Genomic DNA, 10,601 nt, shown 5'->3' with positions numbered 1-10,601 from the left:
AGAGGCAGGTGCGGCTGCGGGCCGGCGGCTGCAGCGGTGCGATGCGGCGGCCGCGGGAGTTGTCGAGCGGGGCCGGGGGGGGCGCCGCGGGAACGGCGACCGGGGAGAGCGGGGCGCGGGAGACGGGCTGCGGTGCCATCGCCCAGGGCTGCGGAGCCCACGGCAGTTGCGGCGGCGAGGAGACGGGCTGCGGCGGGGCGGACGTGGGCCGGGCCCCCTCGGCCGGGGCCGGTACGACCACGACCGGCGGCTGCGGCAGCACCTCGGCGGTGGCGGTGGGCTGGTAGTTCATGCCGAGGGTCTGGAAGAGGCGCGCGGCGGCGCCGCCCTCCTCGGAGGGGTACGCGACCCAGGGCTCGGCGGCGGCGAAGTCGGCGTTGACGTAGCGGTGGCTGTCGGGGGTCTGGGCCAGCACGTTGGCCGCGTTGGCGAACGCCTCGCGCCAGCGCTGGTCGCCGGCCGCCGCGCCCTCCAGCACCGCCACGGTCACCGGTCGGTCCTGCCCGTCGAGAGCCGCCCAGGCTCTGCCGACCTGGCATTCCCCCAGCGTCTCGGTGAACCTGTACGGACCTTCCGGCTGCATGCCCCACTCCTCTGCTCACCCGCCGTGCGGATAGTACAGAGAGTGCGCCCGCCACTCTGCCCGCCGGTCGGTCAGCGCACAGTGGACGTACCGATGTGGAGGGAAGCGGCGCAGCATGGGCTGCGCGAGGTGATCGCGCGCTCGTCCGGGTGCCGTCGGTCACGTCGGTCGACAGGACGGCCACCCGCGCCGCCGGTACGCACGACCCCGCGGTCGGACCCGGGCGGACGATCGCCGCCGGCGTGCGGGTCGGGTGGGCGGGTTGCGCTGTGAAAGTTTTCATGCATAGAGTCGCGCCATGAATGAAAGCGGTGCCGTGGGGGCACCGACCGACCGGGTGCTGGACCTCTTCCACGGGGTCCGGCTCACCCCGACGCAGCGGCGGATCGCGCACTGCCTGGTGCAGCAGGCCGGCGCTGCCGCGTACCTGTCGGCGGCCGAGGTCGCCGAGCTGGCCGGGGTCAGCCAGCCGTCGGTGACCCGGTTCGCGATGGCGCTCGGGCACGACGGGTACCCCGCGCTGCGCCGCCGGCTGCGAGAGCTGACCGCGACCGACGCCGCCGACCCGGCCGACGCCGGAAATGAGCTCCAGCGAGCCGTCCGGGCCGAGATGGGCAACCTCGACCGGCTCGCCGGGCAGCTCGCCGACCGGGACCGGATCGCCGAGGTCGGCAAGCTGCTGGCCGCCAGCCGCCCGCTGCCGGTGCTCGGGCTGCGCGCCGCCGGGCCGCTGGCCGCGTACTTCGCCTTCTTCGCCGCCAAGGTGCACCCGGACGTGCGGGTGCTCGACGCCGGCGGCAGCCTGCTGACCGACCGCCTCGAACAGGCCGCCGCCGCCGGGGCCACCGCGCTGCTCGCCTTCGTGCTGCCCCGCTACCCCAGGGAGACCCTGGACGCCCTGCGCGAGGCCCGGGCCGCGGGGCTACGGGTCGTGGCGATCACCGACTCACCGGTCAGCCCGGCCACCGAGCACGCCGACGTGGTGCTGCCCGCCGTCGTCGGCACCGACCTCGTCTTCGACCTGCACACCGCCCCGATGACCCTGGCCATGGTGGTGCTGCAGGCGATCTGCGACGCCACCCCGGCCGACACCCAGGCCCGGCTCGAGGCGTTCGAGTCGTCCGCCGCCCGCCGCCAGTTGTTCCTCGGCTGAGAGGAGTACGAAATGCACCAGCCCGTCCGCGCCGCCCGCGGCACCGAACGAACCGCCCGGGGGTGGCCGCAGGAGGCCGCGCTGCGGATGCTGATGAACAACCTCGACCCCGAGGTGGCCGAGCGCCCCGACGACCTGGTGGTCTACGGCGGCACCGGCAAGGCCGCCCGGGACTGGCCGTCCTACCACGCACTGGTGCGGACGCTGACCGACCTGCGCGACGACGAGACGATGCTGGTGCAGTCCGGCCGCCCGGTGGGCGTCATGCGGACCCACGAGTGGGCGCCGCGGGTGCTGCTGGCCAACTCGAACCTGGTCGGCGACTGGGCCACCTGGCCGGAGTTCCGCCGGCTGGAGCAGCTCGGGCTGACCATGTACGGGCAGATGACCGCCGGCTCGTGGATCTACATCGGCACCCAGGGCATCCTCCAGGGCACGTACGAGACGTTCGCCGCCGTGGCGGCCAAGCTCGCCGGCGCCCGCGGCGACGGGCAGCAATTCGGTGGCGGCACCCTGGCCGGGACGCTGACCCTGACCGCCGGCTGCGGCGGGATGGGTGGCGCCCAGCCGCTCGCGGTCACCATGAACGGCGGCGCCTGCCTGATCGTGGACGTGGACCGCAGCCGGCTGGACCGCCGGGTGCACGACCGGTACCTGGACGAGGTGGCCGACTCGCTGGACGACGCGGTCGAGCGGGTGCTCGCCGCCAAGCAGGAGCGCCGGGCGCTGAGCGTCGGCGTGGTCGGCAACGCGGCCACGGTCTTCCCGGAGCTGCTGCGCCGGGGCGTGGCGATCGACATCGTCACCGACCAGACCAGCGCGCACGACCCGCTGTCGTACGTGCCGGAGGGGGTGGAGCTGGCCGACGTCCGGGACTACGCGGCGAAGAAGCCGGCCGAGTTCACCGATCGGGCCCGGGCGTCGATGGCGAAGCACGTCGAGGCGATGGTCGGCTTCCTCGACGCGGGCGCCGAGGTCTTCGACTACGGCAACTCGATCCGGGGCGAGGCGAAGCTCGGCGGGTACGAGCGGGCGTTCGACTTCCCCGGCTTCGTGCCGGCGTACATCCGGCCGCTGTTCTGCGAGGGGAAGGGCCCGTTCCGCTGGGCGGCGCTCTCCGGTGACCCGGCCGACATCGCGGCCACCGACCGGGCGATCCTGGACCTGTTCCCGGAGAACGAGTCGCTGGCCCGGTGGATCAAGATGGCCGGCGAGCGGGTCGCCTTCCAGGGCCTGCCGGCGCGGATCTGCTGGCTCGGCTACGGCGAGCGGGACAAGGCCGGGGTGCGGTTCAACGAGATGGTCGCCTCCGGCGAGCTCTCCGCGCCGGTGGTGATCGGTCGCGACCACCTGGACTGTGGCAGCGTGGCCAGCCCGTACCGGGAGACCGAGGCGATGGCCGACGGCTCCGACGCGATCGCCGACTGGCCGCTGCTCAACGCCCTGGTCAACACCGCCAGCGGGGCGTCCTGGGTCTCCATCCACCACGGCGGCGGCGTGGGCATCGGCCGCTCCATCCACGCCGGGCAGGTCTGCGTCGCCGACGGCAGCGCCCTGGCCGGCCAGAAGATCGAGCGGGTGCTCACCAACGACCCGGCGATGGGCGTCATCCGGCACGTGGACGCGGGCTACGACCGCGCCCGGGAGGTCGCCGAGCGCACCGGCGTCCGGGTGCCGATGGCGGAGGGGCCGGCGTGACCGACCTCGCCGCCCGGTTCCGCAAACTGTGGGACGAGCTCGCGCCGGTCGGTCGGGACGAGCGCAGCGGCGGCTACCTGCGCTACGCGCTGACCGAGCCGGAGCTGTGGCTGCGGAACTGGTTCCGCGAGCAGGCCGAGCACCGGGGCATGCCGGTGACCGGGGACGGCAACGGCAACCTCTTCGCCTGGTGGGGTGACCCGCAGGCCGGGGCGGCGGTGCTCACCGGCAGCCACTTCGACTCGGTGCCGCACGGCGGGGCGTACGACGGGCCGCTCGGCATCGTCAGCGCGTTCCTCGCGGTGGACGAGCTGCGGGCCGCGGGCGTCGCGCCGTCCCGGTCGGTGGCGGTCGGCGCGTTCGTCGAGGAGGAGGGGGCGCGCTTCGGCGTACCGTGCCTGGGGTCGCGGCTGCTCAGCGGGGCGCTGTCGGTGGAGCGGGCGGCGGAGCTGCGCGACGCCGACGGGGTGAGCTTCGCCGAGGCGCTGGGTGACCGGCCGACGGGCGCCGACGCAGGCCTGCTCGGCCGCTTCGCGGCCTTCGTGGAGCTGCACGTCGAGCAGGGCCGCGCGCTGGTCGAGCAGGATGCGCCGGTCGCGGTGGCCAGCGCGATCTGGCCGCACGGCCGCTGGCGCTTCGACTTCCACGGCGAGGGCAACCACGCCGGTACGACCCGGATGGCCGACCGCCGCGACCCCATGCTCACGTACGCCTTCACCGTGCTGGCGGCGAACAAGGAGGCCCGGCTGCGCGGGGCGCACGCCACCGTGGGCCGGGTCCGGGTCGAGCCGAACGCCACCAACGCCATCCCGTCGCGGGTGACCGGCTGGCTGGACGCCCGGGCGGCCGAACCGGAGACCCTGCACGGCCTGGTCGACGCGGTGCACGTGAAGGCCGCCGAGCGGGCGAAGCGGGACGGCACGGAGCTCACCCTGACCGAGGAGTCCGCCACCCCGCTGGTGGCGTTCGACGGCGGGCTGGCGGACCGGCTGGCCCGACTGCTGGACGCGCCGGTGCTGCCCACCGGGGCCGGGCACGACGCGGGGGTGCTCGCCGCGCACCTGCCCACCGCGATGCTCTTCGTCCGCAACCCGACCGGGGTGTCGCACTCCCCCGCCGAGTCCGCCACCGACGCGGACTGCGCCGCCGGCGTGACCGCCCTGGCCCGGGTCCTCGAGGAGCTGGCATGCCGGTGAACCGAAGCTCCGGCCGGCCGGACGCCAGCGCGGCCGACCGATACCACCGATGGAGTCCTTTGGAGCTGCCCGCGCGGACGGGGCAGGCGCGGCGGCCGTCAAGAACGCGAGATCTTCCCGGCGCTGCGACCGCACGGACGGGGCAGCTCCAAAGGAAGCTGACAGCATGACCGCGACCCGTTGGCTCGCCGAGTACGCCTGGCTGCCCGACCACGCCGAGCCCACCCCCGACGTGCTGATCGAGACCGACGGCGGCCGGATCACCGCCGTCGCCCCGCTGACCGCCGGGAGCCGACCGCCAGCCGGGGTGGAGGTGCTCGGCGACGCGGTACGGCTGCCCGGGCTCACCCTGCCCGGGCTGGCCAACGCCCACTCGCACGCCTTCCACCGGGCGCTGCGCGGGCGTACCCACGCCCGGCGGGGCGACTTCTGGACCTGGCGGGAGGGCATGTACGACATCGCCCAGCGCCTCGACCCGGACTCCTACCTGGCCCTGGCCCGGGCCGCGTACGCCGAGATGGCACTCGCCGGGATCACCTGCGTGGGCGAGTTCCATTACCTGCACCACGGTCCCGACGGCAAGCCGTACGCCGACCCGAACGCGATGTCCGCCGCGCTGGTGGAGGCCGCCGCGCACGCCGGCATCCGGCTCACCCTGCTGGACACCGCCTACCTGACCGCCAGCGTGGACGGTGCGCCGCTGGTCGGGCCGCAGCGGCGGTTCAGCGACGGGGATGCCCTGCGCTGGGCGGAACGGGTCAGCGGCTTCACCCCGCACAACGACCAGGCGCGGGTCGGCGCGGCGATCCACTCTGTCCGGGCGGTGCCGGCGGAACAGCTCGCCACCGTGGCCGGTTGGGCGGACCGCAGCGGGCTGCCGCTGCACGTGCACCTGTCGGAGCAGCCCGCCGAGAACGACTCCTGCCGGGCAGTGCACGGCTGCACCCCGACCCGGCTGCTGGCCGAGCACGGGGTGCTGGGCCCGCACACCACCGCCGTGCACGCCACCCACCCGACCAGGGCCGACCTGGCGCTGCTCGGGGAGAGCCGGACCGGCATCTGCCTCTGCCCCACCACCGAGCGGGACCTGGCCGACGGGATCGGGCCGGCCCGCCGGATGGCCGAGGCGGGCAGCCCGCTCAGCCTCGGCAGCGACAGCCACGCCGTGGTCGACCTCTTCGAGGAGGCCCGGGCGGTCGAACTGGACGAGCGGCTGCGCACCCGCCGCCGTGGACACTTCGCCGCCGCCGAGCTGGTCACCGCCGCCACGGTGGCCGGGCACGCCGCGCTCGGCTGGGGGGACGCCGGCCGGCTGGCCGTGGGCGACCGGGCCGACCTGGTCACCGTACGGCTGGACAGCGCCCGTACCGCCGGCGTGCCCCCGGTCGGGGCGTTCTTCGCGGCCACCGCGGCGGATGTCAGCCACGTCGTGGTCGACGGCCGGGTGGTGGTGGCCGAGGGCCGGCACCTCACCGTCGACGTGCCGACCGAGCTGCGCGACGCCATCGAGGAGGTGACGGCATGACCGGCAGCCTCCTGGTGGACAACATCGGGGAGCTGGTCACCAACGTCGCCGGTGAGGGCGAGGGCGGCCCGCTGGGCATCCGCCACCACGCCGCCGTGCTGGTCGAGGCGGGTCGGGTGGCCTGGATCGGTCCGACCCGGTACGCCCCGGCCGCCGACCGGCGGATCGACGCCGAGGGGGCGGCGGTGCTCCCCGGCTTCGTGGACAGCCACGCCCACCTGGTCTTCGCCGGGGACCGGGCCGCCGAGTTCGCGGCCCGGATGTCCGGGCAGCCGTACACCGGGGGCGGCATCCGCACCACGGTCGGCGCGACCCGGGCCGCCTCCGACGACGAGCTGCGGGCCACCGTGCGCCGGCTCCGCGTCGAGGCCATGCGGCAGGGCACCACCACCATCGAGATCAAGAGCGGGTACGGCCTCACCGTCGCCGACGAGGCCCGCTCGCTGCGGATCGCCACCGAGTTCACCGAGGAAACCACCTTCCTCGGCGCGCACGTCGTCCCGGCCGAGTACGCCGACCGCCCCGACGACTACGTCGGGATGGTCTGCGGGCCGATGCTGGCCGCCGCCGCCCCGTACGCCCGCTGGATCGACGTGTTCTGCGAGCGGGGCGCCTTCGACGTGGACCACGCCCGGGCGATCCTCGCCTGCGGCCAGGCCGTCGGGCTGGGCGTGCGGCTGCACGCCAACCAGCTCGGCCCCGGGCCGGGCGTGCAACTCGGGGTGGAGCTGGGCGCGGCCAGCGTCGACCACTGCACCCACCTGACCGACGCCGACATCGAGGCGCTGGCCTCGACCGCGACGGAGGACGGGGGCACGGCCACCGTGGCCACGCTGCTGCCCGGCGCGGAGTTCTCCACCCGGTCGCCGTACCCGGACGCCCGTCGACTGCTCGACGCCGGCGTGACCGTGGCGTTGGCGACCGACTGCAACCCCGGGTCGTCGTACACGTCGTCGATGCCGTTCTGCCTCGCGCTCGCCGTACGCGAGATGCGGATGACCCCGGCGGAGGCGGTCTGGGCCGCGACCGCCGGCGGTGCCGCGGCGCTGCGCCGCGACGACATCGGGCGGCTGCGCCCCGGCGCCCCGGCCGACCTGATGATCCTCGACGCCCCGTCCCACCTGCACCTGGCCTACCGGCCGGGTGTGCCACTGATCCGCCAGGTTCTGCACAACGGAGTGCCGCAATGTCGACCGTAGTCATCCAGCCCACCGGAATCTCCGCCGCCGACGTGCTCGCCGTGGCCCGCGGCACCGCCAAGGTCGTCCTCGACCCCGCCGCCGTGGAGGCGATGGCGACCAGTCGGTCCATCGTGGACGGCATCGAGGCGGCCGGCCGGCCCGTCTACGGCGTCTCCACCGGATTCGGGGCGCTCGCCAACACGTTCGTCGCGCCCGAGCGGCGGGCCGAACTGCAGCACGCGCTGATCCGCTCGCACGCCGCCGGAGTGGGCGCGCCGATGCCCCGGGAGGTGGTCCGGGCGATGATGCTGCTGCGGGTCCGCTCCCTCGCGCTCGGCCGCTCCGGCGTCCGCCCGCTGGTCGCCGAGGCCCTGATCGACCTGCTCAACCACGAGATCACCCCGTGGGTGCCGGAGCACGGCTCGCTCGGCGCCTCCGGCGACCTGGCACCGCTGGCCCACTGCGCGCTGGTGCTGCTCGGCGAGGGCTGGGTGCTCGGCCCGACCGGCGACCGGATTCCCGCCGCCGATGCGCTGCACCGGGTCGGTCTGAAGCCGATCGAGCTCGCCGCCAAGGAGGGGCTGGCGCTGATCAACGGCACCGACGGCATGCTCGGCATGCTGCTGCTGGCGATCCACGACGCCCAGCACCTGTTCGCCATGGCCGACGTGACCGCCGCCCTGGCCATCGAGGCGATGCTCGGCTCGGAACGGCCGTTCCTGCCCGAGCTGCACGCCATCCGGCCGCACCCCGGGCAGGCCGCGTCCGCGGCGAACATCCACCGGCTGCTGCAGAACTCGCAGGTGATGGACTCGCACCGCGACGACCTGGCGCACGCGGTGCAGGACGCGTACTCGATGCGGTGCGCGCCGCAGGTGGCCGGCGCGGCCCGGGACACCCTCGACTTCGTCGAGACGGTGTCCGCCCGCGAGCTGCGGTCCGTGGTGGACAACCCGGTGGTGCTGCCGGACGGCCGGGTCGAGTCGACCGGCAACTTCCACGGCGCGCCGCTCGGCTTCGCCGCCGACTTCCTGGCCATCGCCGCCGCCGAGGTGGGCGCGATCGCCGAACGCCGGGTCGACCGGCTGCTCGACGTCGCCCGCAACCGGGAACTGCCGGCGTTCCTCTCCCCCGACGCCGGGGTCAACTCGGGCCTGATGATCGCCCAGTACACCGCGGCCGGGATCGTCGCCGAGAACCGCCGGCTGGCCGCCCCCGCCTCGGTGGACTCGCTGCCCACCAGCGGCATGCAGGAGGACCACGTCTCGATGGGCTGGGCGGCGACCAAGAAGCTGCGGACCGTGCTGGACAACCTGACCAGCGTGCTCGCGGTGGAGCTGCTGGCGGCCGTCCGCGGGCTTCAGCTCCGCGCCCCACTTGCGCCGTCCCCGGCCGGCCGGGCCGCGGTGGCGGCGCTCGGCGGGGTCGCCGGTGAGCCCGGTCCGGACGTCTTCCTCGCCCCGGTCATGGAGGCCGCCCGGGCGGTCCTGGCCGGCCCGGACCTGCGCGCCGCCATCGAACGCGAGGTCGGCCCCCTGGCCTGACCGCTGGGCGCCCCCCTCTCAGGGGCGCAGATTCACGGAAAGAGTGGTCATCCGGCGTCGGATGGCCACTCTTCCCGTAAAAGTGCGGGTACGGCTGTGGTCAGGGGGTGGGCGGGAGGACCTTGGCGACCAGCTTGGCCAGCTCGCGCAGCGCCTTGCCGCGGTGGCTGACCGCGTCCTTCTCCTCGGGCGTCAGCTCGGCGTTGGTCAGTTCCTGCCCGTCGCCGAGGAAGATCGGGTCGTAGCCGAAGCCGCCCTGACCGCGCGGGGCGCGTAGCAGCCGGCCGGACTGGCGGCCGTCAACCAGGTGCTCCTTGCCGCTGGGCAGCACCAGCGCCACCGTGCAGACGAAGGAGGCGCCCCGGTGCTCGTCCGGCAGGTCGGCGATCTGGTCCAACACCAGCTGAAGGTTCGCCTGGTCGTTGCCGTGCCGGCCAGCCCAGCGGGCGCTGAACACGCCCGGCATGCCGTTGAGCGCGTCCACGGCCAGCCCGGAGTCGTCCGCGATGGTCGGCAGGCCGGTCCGCCGGGCGCCCTCCCGGGCCTTGATCAGCGCGTTCTCGCCGAAGGTCAGGCCGGTTTCCGGCAGCTCCGGATACTCCTCGACGTCGTCGAGGCCGAGCAGGGCGATCCGGTGCGCGCCAAGCGCACCGTCGAGGATCCGCTGCAGCTCGACGAGCTTCTTCCGGTTCCGGGTGGCGAGCAGGACCTTGTTCATGAGGCAAGTGCCTTCCGCTGTGCGTCGGCCAGTTCCAGGCAGCCCAGCACGCCCAGGTCGAGCATGGCGTCGAGCTGATCGCGGGCGAAGATGCCGGCCTCGCCCGTCCCCTGCACCTCGACGAAGTCGCCGGTGCCGGTGCAGACCACGTTCATGTCCACCTCGGCGGCCACGTCCTCCTCGTAGCAGAGGTCCAGCCGCGGCTCACCGCCGATGATGCCCACGCTGACCGCGGCCACCGAGCGGTGCATCACCTTCTCCGGCTTGCCGGCCAGCGCCTTGCGCTCGGCCAGCCAGCCGACCGCGTCGTACAGCGCCACGTACGCGCCGGTGATCGCGGCGGTGCGGGTGCCACCGTCGGCCTGCAGCACGTCGCAGTCGAGCACGACCGAGTTCTCACCGAGCGCCTTGAGGTCGATGCACGCCCGCAGGCTCCGGCCGATCAGCCGGGAGATCTCGTGGGTACGCCCGCCGATCTTCCCCTTCACGCTTTCCCGGTCCGAGCGAGTGTTCGTGGCGCGGGGCAGCATCGCGTACTCGGCGGTCACCCAGCCGAGCCCGGAGCCCTTACGCCAACGGGGCACCCCCTCGGTGACGCTGGCGGTGCAGAGCACCCGCGTCGCGCCGAACTCGACGAGCACCGAGCCCTCCGGGTGGGTGCTCCAGCCCCGGGTCAGGGTCACCGGTCGGAGTTGGTCGGGCCGCCGCCCGTCAGGTCGCGCCATGCCTGCACCTTATGCGGTGCCGTGATCGAACCGTGCCGGGGTGCCCGGGAAGCCGGCGAGCGGGTCGGCCGCCGGGACGCGTCCCGGGGCGCAAGGGTCGCCGGTCGCCCTTGCTCTGCTGCAGCGGAGGCAACACCGGACGGCGACGAGTGGTGCGTGGGCTGTAGCAGAGCAAAGGGGGCGGGTCAGGAGGCGGCGGAGGCGTCGGACTGCGCGTGACCGGCCTCGATGCCGTGCGCGCGGAGGAAGCCGGCGACGGCGGCGGGCCAGCTGAACTC

8 protein-coding genes and 1 pseudogene are annotated in these 10,601 nt (G+C 74.6%); 6 read left to right on the top strand and 3 right to left on the bottom strand.

What is annotated here, in order from left to right; all coding sequences use genetic code 11:
* A pseudogene (locus DKL51_RS07425) lies at positions 1-583 on the bottom strand (hypothetical protein); the annotation flags it as partial.
* A gap of 298 nt (positions 584-881) precedes the next feature.
* Between DKL51_RS07425 and DKL51_RS07420 the strand changes: the two are divergent.
* From DKL51_RS07420 to hutH, 6 genes are all read left to right on the top strand, one after another.
* A complete protein-coding gene (locus tag DKL51_RS07420; RefSeq protein ID WP_109946293.1) occupies positions 882-1,736 on the top strand; it encodes a MurR/RpiR family transcriptional regulator in 855 nt (284 codons plus the stop codon).
* A gap of 12 nt (positions 1,737-1,748) precedes the next feature.
* The gene (gene hutU / locus DKL51_RS07415) at positions 1,749-3,434 is read left to right on the top strand and encodes a urocanate hydratase (protein ID WP_124811865.1); all 1,686 of its coding nucleotides are present in this window, start codon (positions 1,749-1,751) and stop codon (positions 3,432-3,434) included.
* Positions 3,431-4,630 (top strand): allantoate amidohydrolase, encoded by a 1,200-nt coding sequence (locus DKL51_RS07410; RefSeq protein WP_109965834.1) that lies wholly within the window; start codon positions 3,431-3,433, stop codon positions 4,628-4,630. Before hutU ends, DKL51_RS07410 begins: the two co-directional genes overlap by 4 nt.
* A 166-nt stretch (positions 4,631-4,796) precedes the next feature.
* A complete protein-coding gene (locus tag DKL51_RS07405) occupies positions 4,797-6,155 on the top strand; it encodes a formimidoylglutamate deiminase (protein WP_124811864.1) in 1,359 nt (452 codons plus the stop codon).
* On the top strand, positions 6,152-7,354 hold the full coding sequence (gene hutI, locus DKL51_RS07400; RefSeq protein WP_124811863.1) for an imidazolonepropionase: 1,203 nt from the start codon (positions 6,152-6,154) through the stop codon (positions 7,352-7,354). The genes DKL51_RS07405 and hutI overlap by 4 nt, the downstream gene beginning before the upstream one ends.
* The gene (gene hutH / locus DKL51_RS07395; protein ID WP_124811862.1) at positions 7,342-8,880 is read left to right on the top strand and encodes a histidine ammonia-lyase; all 1,539 of its coding nucleotides are present in this window, start codon (positions 7,342-7,344) and stop codon (positions 8,878-8,880) included. Before hutI ends, hutH begins: the two co-directional genes overlap by 13 nt.
* A 100-nt stretch (positions 8,881-8,980) precedes the next feature.
* On the opposite strand, the gene rdgB is transcribed toward hutH, so the two are convergent.
* On the bottom strand, positions 8,981-9,598 hold the full coding sequence (gene rdgB, locus DKL51_RS07390; RefSeq protein ID WP_109946287.1) for an RdgB/HAM1 family non-canonical purine NTP pyrophosphatase: 618 nt from the start codon (positions 9,596-9,598) through the stop codon (positions 8,981-8,983).
* On the bottom strand, positions 9,595-10,323 hold the full coding sequence (rph, locus tag DKL51_RS07385) for a ribonuclease PH (RefSeq protein WP_109964262.1): 729 nt from the start codon (positions 10,321-10,323) through the stop codon (positions 9,595-9,597). Before rph ends, rdgB begins: the two co-directional genes overlap by 4 nt.
* Between the last annotated feature and the right edge of the window lie 278 nt (positions 10,324-10,601).

It is taken from the genome of Micromonospora globispora (assembly GCF_003857015.1).
Classification (GTDB): Bacteria; Actinomycetota; Actinomycetes; order Mycobacteriales; family Micromonosporaceae; genus Micromonospora; species Micromonospora globispora.
The sequence above is the reverse complement of the archived record's forward strand: the minus strand, read 5'-3'. Positions and strand labels throughout refer to the sequence as shown.

Coding starts and splice junctions, on each gene's coding strand:
- hutI (WP_124811863.1), top strand. CDS start 6,152: ATGACCGGCAGCCTCCTGGTGGACAACATCGGGGAGCTGGTCACCAAC.
- rph (WP_109964262.1), bottom strand. CDS start 10,323: ATGGCGCGACCTGACGGGCGGCGGCCCGACCAACTCCGACCGGTGACC.
- DKL51_RS07420 (WP_109946293.1), top strand. CDS start 882: ATGAATGAAAGCGGTGCCGTGGGGGCACCGACCGACCGGGTGCTGGAC.
- DKL51_RS07405 (WP_124811864.1), top strand. CDS start 4,797: ATGACCGCGACCCGTTGGCTCGCCGAGTACGCCTGGCTGCCCGACCAC.
- rdgB (WP_109946287.1), bottom strand. CDS start 9,598: ATGAACAAGGTCCTGCTCGCCACCCGGAACCGGAAGAAGCTCGTCGAG.
- hutU (WP_124811865.1), top strand. CDS start 1,749: ATGCACCAGCCCGTCCGCGCCGCCCGCGGCACCGAACGAACCGCCCGG.
- hutH (WP_124811862.1), top strand. CDS start 7,342: ATGTCGACCGTAGTCATCCAGCCCACCGGAATCTCCGCCGCCGACGTG.